General features: G+C 70.0%; 12 protein-coding genes. 10 read left to right on the top strand and 2 right to left on the bottom strand.

The features are described 5' to 3' along the window. Positions 1–12 precede the first annotated feature (12 nt). On the bottom strand, positions 13–678 hold the full coding sequence (locus tag ABD211_RS18625; RefSeq protein WP_344133136.1) for an alpha/beta fold hydrolase: 666 nt from the start codon (positions 676–678) through the stop codon (positions 13–15). Positions 679–1,775: 1,097 nt separating this feature from the next. On the opposite strand from ABD211_RS18625, the gene ABD211_RS18620 reads away from it, so the two are divergent. The 3 genes from ABD211_RS18620 to ABD211_RS18610 all read left to right on the top strand — a co-directional run bounded on the left by ABD211_RS18620 (position 1,776) and on the right by ABD211_RS18610 (position 3,850). Continuing rightward, positions 1,776–2,111: a hypothetical protein gene (locus tag ABD211_RS18620; protein ID WP_344133133.1), complete on the top strand. Its 336-nt coding sequence runs from the start codon at positions 1,776–1,778 to the stop codon at positions 2,109–2,111. Positions 2,112–2,539: 428 nt separating this feature from the next. After that, positions 2,540–2,764, top strand: a complete 225-nt coding sequence (locus tag ABD211_RS18615; RefSeq protein ID WP_344133131.1) for an MbtH family protein — start codon at positions 2,540–2,542, stop codon at positions 2,762–2,764. A 99-nt stretch (positions 2,765–2,863) separates the two neighbouring features. Beyond that, positions 2,864–3,850 carry a ParB N-terminal domain-containing protein gene (locus ABD211_RS18610; RefSeq protein ID WP_344133128.1) on the top strand — a complete coding sequence of 329 codons (987 nt, stop codon included), beginning with the start codon at positions 2,864–2,866 and terminating at the stop codon, positions 3,848–3,850. Positions 3,851–3,948: 98 nt separating this feature from the next. On the opposite strand, the gene ABD211_RS18605 is transcribed toward ABD211_RS18610, so the two are convergent. Continuing rightward, entirely contained in the window at positions 3,949–5,538 is a 1,590-nt protein-coding gene (locus ABD211_RS18605) for an MBL fold metallo-hydrolase (protein WP_344133125.1), read from the bottom strand. Between the two features lie 304 nt (positions 5,539–5,842). Between ABD211_RS18605 and ABD211_RS18600 the strand changes: the two genes are divergently transcribed. From ABD211_RS18600 to ABD211_RS18570, 7 genes are all read left to right on the top strand, one after another. Next, entirely contained in the window at positions 5,843–6,706 is an 864-nt protein-coding gene (locus ABD211_RS18600) for a siderophore-interacting protein (RefSeq protein ID WP_344133122.1), read from the top strand. Beyond that, positions 6,703–7,182 (top strand): hypothetical protein, encoded by a 480-nt coding sequence (locus tag ABD211_RS18595; RefSeq protein WP_344133118.1) that lies wholly within the window; start codon positions 6,703–6,705, stop codon positions 7,180–7,182. Before ABD211_RS18600 ends, ABD211_RS18595 begins: the two co-directional genes overlap by 4 nt. A 134-nt stretch (positions 7,183–7,316) precedes the next feature. After that, the gene (locus ABD211_RS18590) at positions 7,317–8,375 is read left to right on the top strand and encodes an efflux RND transporter periplasmic adaptor subunit (protein WP_344133115.1); all 1,059 of its coding nucleotides are present in this window, start codon (positions 7,317–7,319) and stop codon (positions 8,373–8,375) included. Then, a complete protein-coding gene (locus tag ABD211_RS18585) occupies positions 8,372–9,067 on the top strand; it encodes an ABC transporter ATP-binding protein (RefSeq protein WP_344133112.1) in 696 nt (231 codons plus the stop codon). Before ABD211_RS18590 ends, ABD211_RS18585 begins: the two co-directional genes overlap by 4 nt. Further along, positions 9,064–10,257 carry an ABC transporter permease gene (locus ABD211_RS18580; RefSeq protein WP_344133109.1) on the top strand — a complete coding sequence of 398 codons (1,194 nt, stop codon included), beginning with the start codon at positions 9,064–9,066 and terminating at the stop codon, positions 10,255–10,257. Before ABD211_RS18585 ends, ABD211_RS18580 begins: the two co-directional genes overlap by 4 nt. 239 nt (positions 10,258–10,496) lie before the next feature. Next, positions 10,497–10,637 carry a hypothetical protein gene (locus ABD211_RS18575; protein ID WP_344133106.1) on the top strand — a complete coding sequence of 47 codons (141 nt, stop codon included), beginning with the start codon at positions 10,497–10,499 and terminating at the stop codon, positions 10,635–10,637. A gap of 11 nt (positions 10,638–10,648) precedes the next feature. After that, the coding region (locus ABD211_RS18570) for a non-ribosomal peptide synthetase (RefSeq protein WP_344133103.1) at positions 10,649–19,483 on the top strand (8,835 nt) is incomplete at its 3' end.

Below are 19,483 nucleotides of genomic sequence, written 5' to 3'. Positions count from 1 at the left end.
AGCGAGGACGAACTACGGAAACCTCGCAAAACGTCCTCTGACGTCGATGAGCTGCCGGTGCAGCAGCCGGCGCGTGTTGGCCACGTACTTGTCGATCTCGGCGGGGCCCGCCTTCAGCACCCGGCGTACAAGGATCCGGCGCAGCGCCGCGCGGCGCGGAATGTCCACGGCCGGGTCGCGGGTGAGGCACAGATCCACCGACGCTTCGGCGAACTCGTCCATCCGCCCGGCGGCCAGCAGTTCGAGCGTGTGGCGGAAGTCCTCGCCGGCGTGCTCGGGAATCTTCACCATCGTCCCGACCAGCACCATCCGCGCCACCCGACTGGGGTGCCGCTGGGCGAGCCGGTAGAGCACCGCCGTGCCGTACGAGCCGCCGGTGACGTTCAGGTTTACGAGGCCCAGCTCGTCGAGCAGGTGGTCCAGCGCGTCAGCGAGGAAGTCGGCCCCGTACGTGTCGGGCAGCAGGTCGGCGGTACCCCAGCCCGGCAGGTCCACGGTGACCACGTCGGCGTGGTCGAGCACGCCCTGCTCCAAACGGCCCCAGTCCTCCTTGCGCTGGAACGCGCCGCCGACCAGCAGGACGGGAGCAAGCCGGGGCTGTTGCGCCCGGACGATCCGCGACGCGTACCGGTAGCCCTCCCACCGGTGCTCGGCGAGCGTCGTGCGATCGAGGGACATGGGGGCTGACTGCACCAAGGCGTGGTCTCACCCCTCCGGCTCGCAATCATGATCGAAACATAGTGATCTTAGGTAGGCGACGGCGTCGGGTCGCCGCCCCATCGGCCACAGGTGGCCATCCGTTTGGGCAGCTTCCCCTGGGCGCCCAGCCCGGCGGCCGTCGATCCCGAAGTCGTGCAGGGTGCCGTTCCAGACGTGCCCCGACTCGGACACGGCCTTGTCAACGAAAGCCGCGTTGGTACACGTTGATAAGGCCGCCGAGTGCCCGTGAGCATATTTATCGTGGCCCGGACGTGATCACGGGTCGGTGAGCCGGGCGGGTCGATGCTCCAAATAGGAAGGGCTCCTGGTAGAGAAGGCAGAACGACCAAGAACCCCATCTGTCCAGGAGCCCTTGCCCTTGCCTATCCTGCCAGCATTGTCAGCGGCCAGTGAAAACGGTTCTGATCCACTTGCTGTGAAGCGGTGACGGCCAGTCACGGGCGGTGAGGCAGCATGGTCGGCCGTGCTCATAGATCACCATCTACTCAGGACGGTTCTGTCACACCTCGACCAGGTGCTCGTGGCGCACGTCGCTCCGAGTTTGCTTTCCGCAGCCCATGTCACCTGTGCGCCGTTGCGGGCCGCGAGGCTGTAGAAGTCCATGGTTTGGCGCGGCCGAGGTTTTCATGATGCAGTCGACGGCTTACGGCGGCGCAAGTGCTTGCCCACGATGCGTTCTGGAAGAGCTGTTCGGCGGATGACCCGAATATCCTCATGTCAGGACCCCTTGACCCGTCGCTCTCGGCGCCGTGATCGCCTTCTTGGGCGCCACCGTCTATGCCCTTGTCCACCAATGGTGGGGAGCGGCCGCCGTTTCCGCCGCTACCGCGATAGTCCCCGGCTGGATCATCGTCGAGTGGTGGCGTGACCGCCGCCCGTCGGCCGCCGAAAACGAGTGATCACAGCACGCGGCATGCCGATCGGCGAATGGCACGTGGGAGGTCCCTCCGCGCATAATCCTGATCATGTTGGGAAGAGGGAAGCGGGGCAGGCGGGACAGAGCATCCGGGCGCCATGGGCCTGTCACTCCGCCCCCAGGGGTCACCATCGAGCAGATGACCGCGCCGCTGACGTCCAACATGGCGAAGCTCGGGGACTTCAGCTTCGAATCGATCAAGACATTGGGAAACGCGGTGCCGATGCTCGTGGGCAACAGCGGGCAGGCGTTGATGGAACTGTGGCTTGAGCCTCTTGCTAGGGACTACTGGTTGCTGCCCGGTCAGACTGTCACGGTCACGTCTTATGGGACGTGGAACGACCACCCGTTCAAACTCCACCACGAACCCAATCGACTGACGGTGTGGGCAACGTCATGGTTCGCGACAGTCACCGATGGCAACGGCGCCGAAGTTCCGTGCGGGTACAACCGACCGTCGGAATCCGGGGACTGATGCGCAAAGTCCGCAGGGAACCGCAGGGCTTCGCGATCATGTAAGGCATCCTGCGAGGCCACAGCGTCAAGCATCAACCGGGTCAGGACACGCCCATCCGGCCGGTTTCCTCACCCCTCACGCCACCGAATGGCCACCGTCGCGCGGATCCGCGTCAACGGGGCGTTCTGGCACGGTTGATTCAGGGCGCGACCCGGGAGTGCCGGCTACCGGACTCGTTCTCCCTTCTCGCCCGTCGCCGTTGGGGCTATGGTAAAAGATTGTCGCCATTGAATCAGCGAGCCGTGTCCAACTGTAAATGAAGGTCGGTTGGACAGCGCGATTTCTAGAATGCGACAGGTCCGAGGTTGGACGGCTGCTCATTATTGTTGGCCATCGGAATCCTGCCTAGCATGACCACGTCCGCTGTTAACAGCTGAGGAGTGGTGATGGCTAATCCGTTCGACGATGAGAACGGCACTTTCTTCGTTCTGGTGAATGACGAAGGTCAGCATTCGCTGTGGCCCACATTCATCGATGTGCCGGAGGGCTGGACGAAGGTGTTCGGCGAGGACACCCGCCAGGCCTGCTTCGACTACATCGAGACAAACTGGACGGACATGCGGCCCAAGAGCCTGATCGAGAGGATGAGCAAGGTCGAGGTTGCGGGCTGACCGCACGGAATGCCCGGAAATCGGTCGCCCGGTTTCCGGGACATCGCCGTGCCGGACCCTTCGCGGGGGAGTTGCCGTGGCACACGGACAGGTCGGTTGATGACCGAGAAGACGGAACAACCAGCCGTGCGGCAGGCGTCGGCGGTCGAGGCGCTACCGGGGGAGACCGCGGACACGCAGTGGCTGCCGGTGCGCCTGCTGCTGCCCGCGGACTCCCCGCGTCAGGTGGGCGAGGACGTCGAGCACACCACCATGCTGGCCCGCCTCGACGAGCGCCTCCCGCCGATCATCGTGCACCGGTCCACGATGCGGGTCATCGACGGTACCCATCGGCTCGGTGCGGCATTGCTGCGTGGCGACGAGATGATCGAGGTCCGGTTCTTCGACGGCACTGATCAGGAGGCGTTCGTCCTCGCCGTGCGGACCAACATCGCGCACGGCCTGCCGCTGTCGCAGCCGGACCGGATCCGGGCCGCCGAGCGCATCATCGCGGCGTACCCCGAGTGGTCGGACCGGGCCATCGCGTCCGCCGCCGGCCTGGGCACCCGGCTGGTCGCCAGCGTCCGGCGCAAACTCGCCGACACGGCTGACGTCGTCGACATCGGGGCCCGCACCGGCCGGGACGGCCGGATCCGCCCGCTGGACAACGCCGCGGGCCGGCTCAAAGCCTCCGAGATCATCCAGGCGCGTCCGGGCGCCTCGTTGCGTGAGGTCGCCCGTGAGGCCGGTGTCTCGCCCACGACCGTCCGCGATGTCCGCAACCGCATCCAGCGGGGCGAGGATCCGGTGCCGCAGTTGCGGCGCCAGCGGGCCGGGTCGCGGCGCGAGGTGCTGGCCGAAGGGCCCGTGCTCGCGGCACTGCTGCAGGGCCTGCAGACCGATCCGGCCCTGCGGTTCACCGAGTCGGGCCGCGACGTGCTGCGGTGGATCTTCTCGCGGGTGGTCAAGTCCAACGAGCGGGTCGACATCGCCGACAAGGTGCCGCCGCACTGCACGTACATCGTGGCGGACGTGGCGCGGGCCTGCGCCGACGAGTGGCTGCGCCTGGCGAACGAGCTGGACCAGCGCCGCGCCGATACGGCGTAACGCCCCTGCACCCGGACAACAAACCTGGAAAACAAACACCGGAACAACAAACTGGCCGACGGCAATCGATGCCGTCGGCCAGTTACGTGGGAACGGGGTTACCAGCGCCACTCGCGCTTGTTGAACAGGTGCTCGGCGGTGATGCCGTTGCCGGCGCACCAGGACAGGAACTCCTCGATCTGCTTGAGCTGGTACGTGTCCGGGGTGTAGGTGGTGGCCATGACGTGGCCCTGCCAGCTCTCCTCGCCCATCGCGTAGATGTAGCCCTCGTCCGCGCCGAGCTCGGTCATGATGTCCGCGGCCTGCTTGGCGTTGGAACCCGACAGCTTGCGCGAGTCGCTCATCTTCTTGGTCACCGGGCGGGTCAGCAGACCCTGGTACAGCCAGGTGAGCGGCGCTCCATCGCACTCCATGCCGAGGAACGCCATGTCGACGTGGCCGAGGTGGTTGCGGATGTAGCGGTACAGCACCGGGTCGATGCCCGACGAGTCGGCGCCGACGAAGATGTTCGCGCCGGCCATCTGGACGAAGAACGTGGACTTGGCCCGGATGTCGAGGTCGGAGTGCTCGCCCAGGAACGGGGTCGCGACCACCTTGCCGCCGGGGAACGGGATCTCCTCGAAGTCGTCGACCTCGAGGACGGAGAAGCCCAGCGCCTTGAGGTACTGCCCGATCGACGGGTCGCACAGGTTGCCCCGCGACGACCGCGGTACGACGACCGTGCCGATCCGGTTGCGCAGCTGGACCAGCGTCTCCAGCACGATGTGGTCCTGGTGGCCGTGTGTGATGAGCACCAAGTCGATGTAGTCGGGCAGGTCGTCGAGGGTGTAGCGGTCGCCGTGGCGGTTGTCGGCGCTGATGAACGGGTCGGTCAGCACCGCCGCCTCGGGCGTCTGCATGACCAGGCACGCGTGGCCGAAGTAGCGCACCCGGCCGCCGGTCGGGATGTGCCGGTCGGGCGAGAGGCTGGGCTGGTCGGTGAGCAGCCGCTGCAGTTGCGCGGACTGCGCGTCGTCGAGCTCGAGCGCCTCGCGCAGCCGGCCGACCGTGGTGGCCTTGATGCGGGCCGCGAACAGCTCTTCGAGACCCGGGTGGTTGAAGGGGATCTGCAGGTCCAGCACGTCGGGCTGGGGCAGCCGTGGGGTGCTGAGGATGAACGGCCGCTCGATGCCCGTCTCCAGTGACAGCTGCACCGACTGGCGAGAAACGTCGTAGATCGGGCTGGTGTACGCCAGTGGCTCGAGGAAGTGCATCGACGCCTGGTTGCTGGTGTCGTACGCCAGCTCCACCAGGCCGTTGAGCGCCTCGGGAAGCTTGGGGTACAGCGGGGTCAGGTCGAAGCCGGTGGCGTTCTCCCGGAGCAGCTTCTCGGCCTCGGCGATGGCGGCCGCGAAGGCCAGCATGTCGGCCCGGTCCCGCTTGATGCTGTCGAGCAGTTCCGCGACCTCGTGGCTGCGGGCCTCCTCGATGTTGACGAAGTAGCCGCCGCGCAGCGCCGGATTGACGCTCGCCGCGACGTGCACCTGCGGGTTCTGCAGGTAGGACTCCAGCAGTGGCACCTGGAGGTTCGCCAGGTTCATCGAGGCCTGCACCGGCGCCGTGATGTGCAACCAGGCGTAGAACCGGTCGACCAGCGGCTCGATGATCGCATTGGAGCGCAGGAATACCTGCTGGTCACTGACACCCATGTAAAACCCTCCCGCTGGGATTGGTCAGCTTGGATTGGCGGAAGTCTTGTGAAACCGCCATTCGGGAGGCGGGCAGCGCTACGCTGCCATCGCTTTCCGGTGCCACTATCGCAGCACCAGATACACGTGTGTCAACCGTGTCAAATTTGTCAAAGGAATGGCGCTTGTGGACACCGGAACCCCGGAATATAGTGCCGGGTTCGGGCTGCGAAAGTGCGAATCCGTAGTTGGACAGCGCTGCTGTCAAAACTCGTGAGTGAGCCTACCCTTACCTGGATTGAGTGCCGTCCGCGAAGGGGAACGCATGACCGGCCGCATCGTCGCCCACAGTCGCCCGGCCCCCGTGGTCGGGCTGACCGTTCTGCGGCTGAGCAGAATCGCGCCGAGAATGACCAGAATGGTCGCCGGCGGTCCGGGCCTGGCGCGACTGCGGCCGAGTCCATTTACCGACTCGTACCTGCGCATCGTCATTCCACAACCGGGCGTTCACTATCCGGCTGACTTCGACCTGCGGCAGATATGCGCCGAGTTGCCCCGCGCGGACTGGCCCCGCACGCGCACCTACACGGTGCGGGCGCTGGACCCGGTGGCCGGCGAACTCGTCATCGACTTCGTCAACCACGGACGTCCCGGCCTCGTGCCGCCCTGGCTGGCCGCCCTGAGACCCGGCGACCGGGTGTTCGTCGGGGATCTGCGGGGCCGCTACCGGCCCGACGGCGCGGCCGACTGGCACCTGCTGGCCGGCGATCTCGTCGCGCTGCCAGCCATCGCCGCGACGCTGGAGGCGATGGCGCCGGGCACCCGCGCGACGGTGCTTGTCGAGGTCGCCGACGTGGCCGATGAGCTGCCGTTGCGCACCGCCGCCGACGTCGAGATCCGCTGGGTGCACCGGGCCGGCGGCGGCAGCCTGACGCAGGCGGTCCGGTCGCTCACCTTCGCTCCCGGCGTGGTGCAGGCGTTCGTCCACGGCGAGGGCGGTGCCATACAGGATCTGCGCCGGCATCTGCTGGGCGAGCGCGGCATGACGCGGGACCTGCTGTCCATCTCGGGGTACTGGCACCACGGCCTCAATGATGAACAGTGGCGGGCGGCGAAGGCGGTCGCGGCCGCCGGGGAGGAACGACGGTCACCGCGCGGAAACCTCCCTACGCCCATCCTCAACGCATGAAGACATTCCCGAAGGCCGCCGTGATGCTGGCCGCCGTTGTCGCGTTGGGGCTGACCGCGTGTGGACAAGGCAATGCACCCGCGCCGTCCTCAGTGGAAAACGATCAGATGGCGCGGTATGCGGCCTGCATGAAGGAGTACGGGATCCACATTCCCGGGCCGGATGAAGGTGAGCCGGCCGGTGGTGTGGTCGCGTTGAACACCAGCGACCCGAAGGCACTGGCGGCCCAGGCCGCGTGCGCACGCCTCGCGCCCAATCCCCACCGGCAGGGTGAACTGAACCCGGGCGATGAGGAAAGGGCCCTCAAGCTCGCGGAATGCCTGCGCAAGAATGGGATCAAGGCAAAGGATCCGGAGCCCAACACCGCTCAGGTCACCCTTGAAGAAGGTGCCACGTACACTGCCGAAAAACTCGTGGCCGCGTATACGACGTGCAGCAAAGAGGTCGCCGCGCCAACGAGCTCGAGCAGCCAATGATGGCCGACCGGAGGGTGACCATGTTGGACCCCGAGACCACAACTTCCACGCCGGATGAGCCGGTGAAGCCGGCACCGCCGGCGCAAACCTCGCAGCCTCCACCGCACCGTCGTCGCCGGCGTCGCCGGCGCGGTGTGTTGCTCGGCGGCGTCGCCGTACTGGCGGTCGGCGCGGCCGGCACGGCCTACGCGCTGAACAACAGCAAGACCCCGACCACGACGGCCACCTCGCAGCTGCCGACCGCGTTGGTCGAGCGCAAAAACATGACAAACACCATCGACGCGGACGGCACCCTCGGGTACGGCGACGGCTACACCGTGCTGGCTGGCGGCGGCGGGCGGATCACCTGGCTGCCCACCGCCGGCTCCGTGATCAAACGTGGACAGCGCGCCTATGGCGTGGACGGTTATTCCGTCCCGCTGTTCTACGGCTCGACACCGTTGTGGCGGACGCTGCGGTCGGGCGTCAGCAACGGCGTCGACGTGTTGGAGCTGGAACGCAACCTGGTCGCCCTGAAGTACGGCAAAGGGCTCGACGTCGACCGCACGTTCACCTGGGAGACCGCCGAGGCGGTCAGGGACTGGCAGGAGGACCTGGGCCGTAAGCGCACGGGTGTGGTGGCCCCCACGGACGTGGTGATGCTGGCGACCGCGATCCGGGTGGTCAAGGTGCAGGCGGTGCTGGCCGGTCCGGCGAACGGGACGGTCTACACGGCCAGCGACACCCAGCGGAGGGTCACCGTCGCGTTGCCGGTGAGCGAGGCGCAGACGGTCGCCAGGAAGGGTGCCAAGGTGCGGGTCACCCTGCCCGGTGACAAGGAGGCGACGGGGAAGATCACGGCGATCGCGTCGGTGGCCACCGGTGGCACCACGAACTCCCAGTCGCAGACCGGTCAGAGCACCGAGGACGCCACCATCGCGGTGACGATCACGTTGGACCAGTCGGCCGAGGCCAGCACCCTGGACGGTGCTCCGGCGGTCGTGCACTTCCCCAGCACCGTGCACAAGGACGTGCTGGCCGTGCCGATCAACGCCCTGCTGGCCGCCAGCGACGCGACGTACTCGGTCAACGTGGTGGACGCGGACGGCACGGTGCGCTCGGTACCGGTCAAGCTCGGCATTTTCGACGGCGACCGCGTCGAGGTGACCGGCGAGCTCACGCCGGGCCAGAAGGTGCAGGTACCTCGCTCATGACCACCGAGGAGGAGCCCCCGATCATCGCGGTGGAGAACGCCACCAAGATGTACCCGGGCGACGTGCGGGCGCTGCGGGAGGTGTCGTTCGTCGTCCGCCCGGGGGAGTCGTTGGCCATCATCGGTCCGTCGGGGTCGGGCAAGTCGACCCTGCTGAACCTGATGGGGACGCTGGACACGCCGACCACCGGACGGGTCCTGATCCGGGGGCACGATATCGCGAAGCTGCCGGACCGACGGCTGGCTGCGGTACGGGCCCGGTGGATCGGCTTCGTGTTCCAGCAGTTCTTCCTCACCCCGCACCTGACCGCGCTCGACAACGTGGCCACCGGCCTGCTGTACCACGGCATTTCCCTGCGGGAGCGTCGCCAGCGGGCCGAGGTCGCGCTGCGACGGGTCGGCCTGGGGCACCGGCTCGACCACCGACCCAACCAGATGTCCGGCGGCGAGAAGCAGCGGGTGGCGATTGCCCGGGCGGTGGTGGGCAATCCCCCGATGCTGCTGGCGGACGAGCCGACCGGCAACCTCGACTCGGTCGCCGGGGCGAGCGTGCTGCGGTTGCTCAACGAACTGAACGAGGACGGGACCGCGGTCGTCGTGATCACCCACGACCGGGACGTGGCGGCCGCGCTGCCGCGGCGGCTGGAGATCCGCGACGGTCAGATCCACTCCGACTTGGGGGTACTGGCATGATCCCGCTTCCCGAGCCGGTCCGGCTGCGTGCCGTCGACCTGGCTGTCGTCGGGCTGGACGGTTTGCGCGGCCGGCGCATGCGGGCGGTGCTGTCGGCGTTGGGCATCGCGATCGGGGTGGCCGCCATGGTCGGCCTGGTGGGCATCAGCACGGTCAGCAAGGCCGGGCTGATGGCCGAGATCGAGCAGTTGGGCACCAACCTGCTGACGGTGTCGCCGGGTACGTCGCTGACCGGTCAGAAATCCACGTTGCCCAACACCGCGGAGGGCATGGTCGCCCGGATTCCCGGGGTGACCGGGGTGTCGGCCACCGGCACCGTGCCGGGCGCCACGGTCCGCCGTACCGACAAGATCGATTCGGCCACCACCAACGGGATCGCCGTGCAGGCGTCGCGCACCAACCTGCTGGAGGCGCTCGGCGGCACGATGAAGTCGGGCACGTTCCTCAACGCCGCGACCGGCCAGTACCCGGCGGTCGTGCTCGGCTCGGTCGCCGCCCGCCGGTTGGGCATCGACAAGGCCGGTGGCCATGTCTACATCGCCGGCCGGTACTTCATGGTCATCGGCATCCTGGACAGCCTGCGGCTGGCCACGGAGATCGACCGGTCGGCGCTGATCGGTTGGTCGTACGCGGCCCGGCTGGGCTTCGACGGCCACGCCACCACGCTGTACGAGCGGTCCACGGATGAGACGGTGAACTCGGTGCGTGCCGTACTGGCGGCCACCGTCAACCCGGCACACCCCGAGGAGGTCCAGCTCAGCCGCCCGTCGGATGTGCTGACCGCGCAGGCGGCCGCCAACCGCGCGTTCAACGCGCTGTTCTTCGGGCTCGGTGCGGTGGCGCTGCTGGCCGGCGGGGTCGGCATCGCCAACATCATGGTGATCGCGGTGCTGGAGCGCCGGCAGGAGATCGGCCTGCGGCGGTCGCTGGGTGCCACCCGGGGCCAGATCCGGGCGCAGTTCCTCACCGAGTCGGTGACCCTGTCCGCTCTCGGCGGGGGTGCCGGCGTGCTGGCCGGACTGATTGTCTGTATCGGGTACGCGAGCTTCAAGGGTTGGCCACTGGCCTTGCCTGTGGAGGCGATCGTCGGTGGTGCCGGTGCGGCCATCGCGATCGGTGCCATCGCCGGTGTCTACCCGGCCCGCCGCGCGGCCCGGCTCACTCCCACGGAGGCCCTCGCCACCGTGTGACCGAAAGCCGCTCCGCCGACCGGGGTGTCCCTTCACGGGGCACCCCGGTTCTTTGTCCAACCGTGCGCTTCGGGACGTTGGACGCGGTTGTCCAATGATTGACCGGGGCTATTGCCCAAAGGTCGTCCGGCATTGTCGAAGGCGTTGAATTCACCCACGAAAACACTGTTGTACTGCTTCGCTGTGCCCTCTGGAGTGCGAAAACAGCCTGTACGGCGTCCAACTGCATACGTATTCGGTTGGACGACAGTCAGTTGGCCGAATCGATCGTCGGCATTGTTGAACCGACGGTCATGCGTTGGAATATGCTCGCCGGTCTGCGCGAACATGAATGCGAACAACGGAATCTGCGCGGCGTTTCGGCGTGGCTCGACGCATGAGGAGGCACGTGATGGTCCCGTTGTCATTCGCGCAACGACGGCTGTGGTTTCTGGCGCAACTGGAAGGCTCAGGCGTCACCTACAACAGCGTCATCGCCGTCGCGCTGCACGGCGGGCTGGACGTCGCCGCGCTGGGTGCCGCGGTACGTGACCTGCTGGTGCGGCACGAGTCGCTGCGTACGGTCTTCCCGGCTGTGGACGGTGAGCCACACCAGCTGATCCTGGACCCGGCGGAGCTGGACTGGGCGTTGCAGGTGCGGCCTACCGACCCGGCGGACGTGGCCGAGGAGGTGGCCCGGGCGGGGCGGCACGAGTTCGACCTCTCCACCGACGTGCCGATCCGCGCCTGGCTGCTGGTCACCGCGCCGGACGAGCACGTGCTGGTGCTGGTCCTGCATCACATCGCCACCGACGCGTCGTCGCACCGTGCGTTGGCCCGGGACCTGTCCGCGGCGTACGCGGCGCGGCTGGGTGGCGGGTCGCCGGCGTGGGAGCCGCTGCCGGTGCAGTACGCCGACTACACCCTGTGGCAACGGGAGCTGCTCGGCGATCCGTCCACTGCGGACAGCCGGTACTCGGTGCAGGTGGACTACTGGCGGCGGGCGCTGGCCGGTGCGCCGGAGGAGCTGGCCCTGCCGGCCGACAGGTCCCGACCGGCGGTGGCGAGCCACCGCGGGCACCGGGCGCCGTTCACGGTGAAGGCCACGGTGCACCGAAAGCTGGCGGAGCTCGCCCGGGCCGAGGGCGCGACCGTCTTCATGGTCCTGCAGGCCGCCCTGGCGATGTCGCTGTCGCGCCTCGGCGCCGGTACCGACATTCCGCTCGGCACGGCGGTCGCCGGGCGTACCGATGAGGCGCTTGACGATCTGATCGGTTTCTTCGTCAACACGCTGGTGGTGCGCACCGACCTGGCCGGCGACCCGGAGTTCCGGCAGGTGCTGGCCCAGGTGCGCCGGACGAGCCTGGACGCCTTCGCGCACTCCGACGTGCCGTTCGAGGCGCTGGTGGAGGAGCTGGCCCCGGAGCGGTCGCTGGCCCGCCACCCGTTGTTCCAGGTCATGCTCATCCTGCAGAACGCGGCCGGGGCGAGTCTGCAACTGCCGGGCGTGACCGCCGAGCCACTCGCGTCGAACCTGCCGGTGGCGAAGTTCGACCTGGACGTGGCGCTGTCCGAGACGTTCGACAAGCGGGGCCGGCCGGCCGGGCTGACCGGGGCGATCCTCGGCGCCGAGGACCTGTTCGACGCCCCGACCGTGGCCCGCATCGCGCGCTGTTTCGGTCGCGTCCTGACCGCCGTGGCGGCCGACCCGGACGTCCGGCTGCACGCGGTCGACGTGCTGGATCCGGCCGAGCGCACGCTGGTCGTGGGCACCTGGAATGACACCGTGGCGAAAGTCGCCGACGGGTCGGTGGTCGAGTTGTTCGAGGCTCAGGTACGCCGGTGCCCGGACGCGGTCGCGGTGGTGTTCGACGGTGCCGAGCTGACCTATGCGCAGCTGGACGCGGCGGCGGAGACCGTGGCGGGTGGCCTGCGCGGCCGGGGTGTGGGCGCGGAGTCGGTGGTCGGGCTGTGCCTGCCCCGGGGATTCGATCTCGTGACCGCGATGGTGGCGGTGTGGAAGGCCGGCGGCGCGTATGTGCCGATCGACCCGCAGCTGCCCGCCGATCGGGTGGCGGTGATGCTCGCCGACGCCGGGGTCGCGCTTGTCGTGGGCGACGGTGTCGGGCTTGCGGAGTTGCGGTCGGGGCCGCAGGGCGTGCTGCCGGCGGCCGGGCCGGATCCGGCCGGGTTGGCGTATGTGATCTACACGTCCGGGTCGACGGGTGTGCCCAAGGGCGTGGGCGTCTCGCACGGGTCGTTGGCGAACCTGGTCTCGGTGTTCGGCCCGATGATGGGCGTCGACACCGGCACCGGCGTGCTGCAGTTCGCCTCGTTCAGTTTCGACGCGTCCGTGCTGGACGTCGCCGTGGCGTTGACCGGTGGTGGGTCGTTGTGGATCGCCACCGAGGAGCAGCGGGCGCAGCCGGACCGGCTCGCCGAGCTGTCGGGTGTGACGGCGGCGAGTGTGGTGCCCTCGCTGCTGGATGTGCTGGACCCGGCCGAGTTTCCCCAGCTGGGCACCGTCCTGGTCGGCGCGGAGGCGATCAGTGGCACAACGGCGGCCGCATGGTCGGCCGGTCGGCGGCTGGTGAACACGTACGGCCCGACCGAGGCGACCGTGATGGTCGCCGCGGAGACGGTCGACGCGGACCGTCCGGGTCCGGTGCCGTTCGGCCGGCCGATCGCCAACACCCGGCTGTACGTGCTGGACGAGTGGCTGTCCCCGGTGGCGCCGGGAGTGGTCGGCGAGGTGTACATCGCCGGCGCCGGGCTGGCCCGTGGGTATGTGAACCGGCCGGTGTCGACCGGCGAGCGGTTCGTGGCGTGCCCGTTCGGTACCGGCGAGCGGATGTACCGCACCGGTGACCTGGCCCGGTGGACGCCCGATGGGCAGTTGGTGTTCGCGGGTCGGGCCGACGAGCAGGTGAAGATCCGGGGCTTCCGGATCGAGCCCGGCGACGTGGAGGCGGCTCTGCTGGCGCACCCGCAGGTGGCCCGGGCGGCGGTGGTGGCCCGGGAGGACAAGGGCGAGAAGCGGCTGGTGGCCTACACCGTGCCGAGCAACGGCGCGGTGGACCACGCCGCGGTGCGGGAGTTCCTGGCCGGGCGGCTGCCCGAGTACATGATCCCGTCGGCGTTGGTGGAGTTGGCCGAGTTGCCGCTGACCGCCAACGGCAAGCTCGACCGGCGGGCCCTGCCGGCACCGGAGTGGACCACGGGCGTGGGACGGGCGCCGGCGAGCGTGCGCGAGGAGATCCTGTGCGGGGCGTTCGCCCAGGTGCTCGGGCTCTCCTCGGTCGGTGTCGACGACGACTTCTTCCGGCTGGGTGGGCACTCGTTGCTCGCGGTACGGCTCGTGTCGCGGATCCGGGTACTGCTGGGTGTTGAACTTCCGTTGCGGGTGCTGTTCGACGCGCCGACCGTAGCGACGCTGGCCGCGCGGCTGGCGGGTACGCAGCGGCCGCGGGTCGCGATCCGGCCGGGGGCGCGTCCGGAGCGCGTACCGCTGTCGTTCGCGCAGCGCCGGTTGTGGTTCCTGCACCAGCTGGAAGGGCCCAGCGCCGCCTACAACATTCCCGGAGCCCTGCGGCTGACCGGTGACCTGGACGTCGCGGCCCTGGCCGGGGCGTTGCGTGACGTGATCGGGCGGCACGAGCCGCTACGCACCGTCTACCGGGCCGCCGACGGCGAGCCGTACCAGCACATCCTCGACCTCGCCGAGATCGACTGGGAGCTGCAGACACGGCAGGTCGACGCCGACGAGTTGCCGGCGGCGGTCGCGGAGGCGGCGCACGTCACCTTCGAGCTCTCCACCGACCTGCCGTTGCGGGCGACGCTGCTGCACACCGTGGCCGGCGACCGGGTGCTGGTGATCGTGTTGCACCACATCGCCAGTGACGGTTGGTCGATGGCCCGGCTCGGGCGCGACGTGTCGACGGCGTACACGGCGCGGGTGCGCGGCGAGGCGCCGGCCTGGGCGCCGCTTGCGGTGCAGTACGCGGACTACGCGATGTGGCAGCGGGAGCTGCTCGGTGAAGGCTCGGAAAGCCTGCTGTCAACCCAGGTCGAGTACTGGCGGCGCACGCTGGCGGGGGCCCCGGAGGAGCTGGCGCTGCCGGTGGACCGGCCGCGTCCGGCGGTGGCCAGCCATCGCGGGCACCGGGTGCCGTTCGGCGTGTCCGCCGAGGTGCACCAGCGGCTGGTCGAGCTGGCCCGGGCCGAGGGCGTGACCGTCTACATGGCTCTGCAGGCCGCGTTGGCGGTGCTGGTGTCGCGGCTCGGCGCGGGTACCGACATTCCGATCGGGTCGGCGGTGGCCGGGCGTACCGATGAAGGTCTGGACGACCTGGTCGGGTTCTTCGTCAACACATTGGTGATCCGGACCGACCTGTCCGGTGACCCGCAGTTCCGCGACGTGCTGGCCCGGGTCCGTGAGGCCGGCCTGGGTGCGCTCGCCCATCAGGACGTGCCGTTCGAGCGGCTCGTCGAGGAGCTGGCGGTGACCCGGTCGCTGGGTCGCAACCCGCTGTTCCAGGCCATGCTCACCATGCAGAACATCGAACGGGCCGACCCCGGCCTGCTCGGCGTACAGGTGACCCACGGCGACGACGTGCCCGCCCAGGCGGCCCGCTACGACCTGCACCTGACGATCGGCGAGACGTTCGACGACCAGGGCCGCCCGGCCGGCCTACGGGCGTTCATGACCCTGGCGGCGGACCTGTTCGACGACACGACGGCGGCCCGCGTCGCCGCCTGGTACGGCCGGGTGCTGGAGATCGTGACAGCGGCCGCGGACGTGCGACTGGCCGCGGTGGACCTGCTCGACGCCGACGAGCGCGGTCAGGTGCTGCGGGATTGGAACGACACCGCGCCCGCCCGGCATGAGCCCGCGGTCCTGCGCCTGTTCGAGCAGCAGGTGGCGGCGACCCCGGCGGCGACCGCCGTGGTGGCCGGCGAGGACTCGGTGACCTACCGGCAGCTGGACGCCGCCGCGAACCGGCTGGCCCGGCACCTGTACGCGTCGGGCGTGGGCGCGGAGTCGGTGGTCGCACTGTGCCTGCCGCACGGACTGCCGATGCTGACCGCGATCCTGGGCGTCTGGAAGGCGGGCGCGGCGTACCTGCCGGTCGACGAGCGCCTGCCGGCCGAGCGGATCGCGTTCATGCTCACCGACAGCGCCGCCCGGGTGCTGCTGGCGGAACCTTCCTCCGATGCCGTTGCGGCCGGGCGGTCGGTCGGGGTCCCGGTGTTCGGGCTGGCCGACGCGCGACGCGACGATGGCGCGTTGCCGGCGGACATCGACCCGGACGGGTTGGCGTACGTCATCTACACGTCCGGCTCCACCGGGACGCCCAAGGGTGTCGCGGTCCGGCACGGGTCGCTGGCCAACTACGTGGCCTCGGTGTCGTCCCGGCTGGGCTGGGGCGCACCCGGCGCGCGGTACGCGCTGCTCCAGCCGCAGGTGACCGACCTGGGCAACACGGTGGTGTTCGTCGCTCTGGCCACCGGTGGTGAACTGCACGTGCTGGACTCCGCCGCGGTGGTGGACGCGGCCGTGGTCAGTGGGTACCTGCGCGACCAGCGGATCGACTTCGTCAAGGCGGTCCCGTCGCACCTGGCGGCGCTGTCGGCCGAGTCCGGACCGGACGGGGTACTGCCGGCCGGCTCGCTCGTGCTCGGTGGCGAAGCCGCCCCGGCCAGGTGGGTCGCCGACCTGGTGCGCGCGGCCGGCGACCGGCCGGTGTTCAACCACTATGGACCGACCGAGACCACCATTGGCGTGGTCACGGCCGAGCTGACCCCGGCGCTGCTCGCCGACGGTGTCGTGCCGATCGGTACGCCGATCGCCGGCACCCGGCTCTACGTGCTCGACGACGCGTTGGCGCCGGCGCCGGTCGGCGTCGCGGGCGAACTCTATGTCGCGGGGGCGGCGCTCGCGCGCGGGTACGTGGCGCGGCCCGGGCTGACCGGCGAACGCTTCGTGGCCTGCCCGTACGGCGACGGCGAGCGGATGTACCGCACCGGCGACCGGGTCCGGTGGACCCGCGACGGGCAGGTGGTATTCCTCGGCCGCGTCGACGAACAAGTCAAGATCCGTGGGTACCGGATCGAGCCGCGCGAGGTCGAGCAGGTCCTGCTGACCCACCCGCAGGTGTCGCGGGCCGCGGTGATCGTCCGCGAGGACGGCCCCGGCGAGAAGCGGCTGGTCGCCTACGTCGTGGGTGCCGAGGTGGGGGACCTGAGGGAGTACCTGGCCGCCCGGCTGCCGGACTACCTGGTGCCGGCGGCCGTGGTGACACTGGACGCGCTGCCGCTGACCGCGAACGGGAAGCTCGACCGCAACGCGCTGCCCGCGCCCGAGGACCTCACCGCACCGGCCGCCGGACGGGGACCGGCCAACGACACCGAGGTCGCGCTGTGCGAGGTGTTCGCACAGGTCCTCGGCCTGGACTCGGTCGGGGTGGAGGAGAGCTTCTTCGACCTCGGCGGGCACTCGCTGCTCGCCATCCGGCTGCTGTCGCGGATCCGGGCGCGGCTGGGCGCCGAAGTAAAGATCCGGACCCTGTTCGAGGCGCCGACCGTGGCCGGGCTGGCCGCACACCTGGCCGGACCGGCCACCGGCCGCGCCCGCGTGCGGGTGCGCGCCGGGTCGCGTCCGGACCGGGTACCGCTGTCCTTCGCGCAGCGGCGGCTGTGGTTCCTGGACCGGCTCGAAGGACCGAGCCCGACCTACAACCTGGCCACCGCGGTGCGGCTCTCCGGTGACGTGGACGTGGCCGCGCTGAGCGCCGCGTTGGGTGACGTCATCGCCCGCCACGAGCCGCTGCGCACCGTGTTCCCGTCCGTGGACGGCGAGCCGTACCAGCGGATCCTTCCGGCGTCGGACGTGCGCTGGGAGCTGGACGTGCGCCAGGTGAGCGCCGGTGAACTGACCGACGCGGTCACCGGGGCGACGGGGTACGCGTTCGATCTGGCCGGCGAGGTGCCGATCCGGGCCTGGCTGTTCGAGGTCGGGCCGGCCGAGCGGGTGCTCGTGCTGGTGGTGCACCACATCGCGACCGACGGCTGGTCGCACGCCCGGCTCGGGCGCGACCTGTCGGTGGCGTACGCCGCCCGGCTCGGCGGCACGCAACCGGCCTGGCAGCCGCTGCCGGTGCAGTACGCCGACTATGCGATGTGGCAGCGGGAGCTGCTCGGTGACGGCTCGGATCCGGGCAGCCTGCTGTCCACACAGGTCGACTACTGGCGGCGGACACTGGCCGGCGCGCCGGACGAGCTGGCACTGCCGGCGGACCGGTCACGTCCGGCGGTGTCGAGCCACCGCGGGTACCGGATCCCGGTGTCGATCCCGGCCGACGCGCATGAGCGGATCGTCCAGCTGGCCCGTGCCGAGGGCGCCACGGTGTTCATGGTGGTGCAGGCGGCGCTCGCGGTGACGTTGTCCCGGCTGGGTGCGGGGACCGACATCCCGATCGGGTCGGCGGTGGCCGGCCGGACCGACGAGGCGACCAACGATCTCGTCGGCTTCTTCGTGAACACGCTGGTGATCCGCACGGACCTGGCCGGGGATCCGCAGTTCCGGCAGGTGCTGCGGCGGGTGCGCGAGGCGACGCTGGGTGCCCTCGAGCACCAGGACGTGCCGTTCGAGCGGCTGGTGGAGGAACTGGCCCCGGAGCGGTCGCTGTCCCGACACCCGCTGTTCCAGGTCATGGCCGCGGTGCAGCAGAGCGACCGGGCCGTGGTGGAGCTGGCGGGGGTCACCGCGACGGTGCCGCCGCTGGACGGACTGATGTCGGCCGCCAGATTCGACCTTGAGGTATCGCTGGCCGAGGTCGTTGACGAGCAGGGGCGTCCGGCCGGGCTGCGGGGGGTCGTGGTCGGGTCGGCGGACCTGTTCGAGGAGTCGACGGTACGGGCGCTGGCGGCCCGGTGGGCCCGGGTGCTCGAAACGGTGGCCGCCGATCCGCAGATCCGGCTGCGCGCGGTGGAGGTGCTGGACGCGCAGGAGCGGGCCCAGGTTCTTCTCGACTGGAACGACACCGCGGTGGCGCCGGCCGAGGGCTCGGTTGTGGAGCTCTTCGCACAGCGGGCGCAGGCGCAGCCGGACGTGGTGGCGGTGGCGTGCGACGGCGTTGAGCTGACGTATGCGGAGCTGGCCGACCGGGCGGTCCGGTTGGCGCGCGGGCTGCGGGGTCTGGGGGTGGGGCCGGAGTCGGTGGTCGGCCTGTGCCTGCCCCGGGGCGTCGACGTGGTGACCGCGATGCTCGGCGTGTGGCAGGCGGGCGGCGCGTACGTGCCGATCGACCCGCAGCTGCCGGCGGACCGGGTGGCGGGGATGCTCGCCGACGCGGGCGTGCGGTTGGTGCTCGCCGAGCACGAGATGCCGGTACCACCCGGGGTCGCTGTTGTTGATCTGCGCGATCCGGTGTTGGTTTCGCCGGGGCCGGGTGAACCGTTGCCGACGCCGGATCCGCGAGGGCTGGCGTATGTGATCTACACGTCGGGGTCGACCGGGGTGCCCAAGGGCGTCGCGGTGTCGCACGGCTCGCTGACGAACCTGGTGTCGGTGTTCGGCCCGTTGATGGGGGTCGACGCCGGCACCGGCGTGCTGCAGTTCGCGTCGTTCAGCTTCGACGCGTCCGTGCTGGACGTCGCGGTGACATTGGCCCGGGGTGGGTCGTTGTGGGTGGCCGAGGAGGCGCGTCGGGTCGAGCCCGGTCGGTTGGCGGAACTGGCCGGGGTGTCGGTCGCCAGTGTGGTGCCCTCGCTGCTGGACGTCCTGGATCCGGCCGAGTTCGCCCACCTGGCCACGGTGCTGGTCGGCGCCGAGGCGATCAGCGGCGCGACGGCGGCCGCGTGGTCGGCCGGTCGGCGGCTGGTGAACACGTACGGGCCGACCGAGGCGACCGTGATGGTCGCCGCCGGGGAGGTGGACCCGGACCGGTCCGGTCCGGTGCCGTTCGGCCGGCCGGTCGCGAACACCCGGTTGTACGTGCTGGACGGGTCGCTGTCGCCGGTGCCACCGGGTGTGGTGGGCGAACTCTACGTCGCGGGTGCCGGGCTGGCGCGCGGGTATGTGGGGCGGGCCGGTCTGACCGGTGAGCGGTTCGTGGCCTGCCCGTACGGCGACGGCGAGCGGATGTACCGCACCGGGGACCTGGCGAAGTGGCTTCCCGATGGGCAGCTCAGCTTCGCCGGGCGGGTTGACGAGCAGGTGAAGATCCGCGGGTTCCGGATCGAGCCC

Origin of the sequence: Luedemannella flava, assembly GCF_039528515.1 — a bacterium.
In the GTDB taxonomy this organism is placed as follows: Bacteria; Actinomycetota; Actinomycetes; order Mycobacteriales; family Micromonosporaceae; genus Luedemannella; species Luedemannella flava.
The sequence above is the reverse complement of the archived record's forward strand: the minus strand, read 5'-3'. Positions and strand labels throughout refer to the sequence as shown.

Bases quoted from the DNA above. Each gene is read 5' to 3' on its own strand.
- ABD211_RS18595 (WP_344133118.1), top strand. From the start codon at position 6,703: ATGAAGACATTCCCGAAGGCCGCCGTGATGCTGGCCGCCGTTGTCGCG.
- ABD211_RS18610 (WP_344133128.1), top strand. From the start codon at position 2,864: ATGACCGAGAAGACGGAACAACCAGCCGTGCGGCAGGCGTCGGCGGTC.
- ABD211_RS18625 (WP_344133136.1), bottom strand. From the start codon at position 678: ATGTCCCTCGATCGCACGACGCTCGCCGAGCACCGGTGGGAGGGCTAC.
- ABD211_RS18605 (WP_344133125.1), bottom strand. From the start codon at position 5,538: ATGGGTGTCAGTGACCAGCAGGTATTCCTGCGCTCCAATGCGATCATC.
- ABD211_RS18600 (WP_344133122.1), top strand. From the start codon at position 5,843: ATGACCGGCCGCATCGTCGCCCACAGTCGCCCGGCCCCCGTGGTCGGG.
- ABD211_RS18580 (WP_344133109.1), top strand. From the start codon at position 9,064: ATGATCCCGCTTCCCGAGCCGGTCCGGCTGCGTGCCGTCGACCTGGCT.
- ABD211_RS18615 (WP_344133131.1), top strand. From the start codon at position 2,540: ATGGCTAATCCGTTCGACGATGAGAACGGCACTTTCTTCGTTCTGGTG.
- ABD211_RS18620 (WP_344133133.1), top strand. From the start codon at position 1,776: ATGACCGCGCCGCTGACGTCCAACATGGCGAAGCTCGGGGACTTCAGC.
- ABD211_RS18585 (WP_344133112.1), top strand. From the start codon at position 8,372: ATGACCACCGAGGAGGAGCCCCCGATCATCGCGGTGGAGAACGCCACC.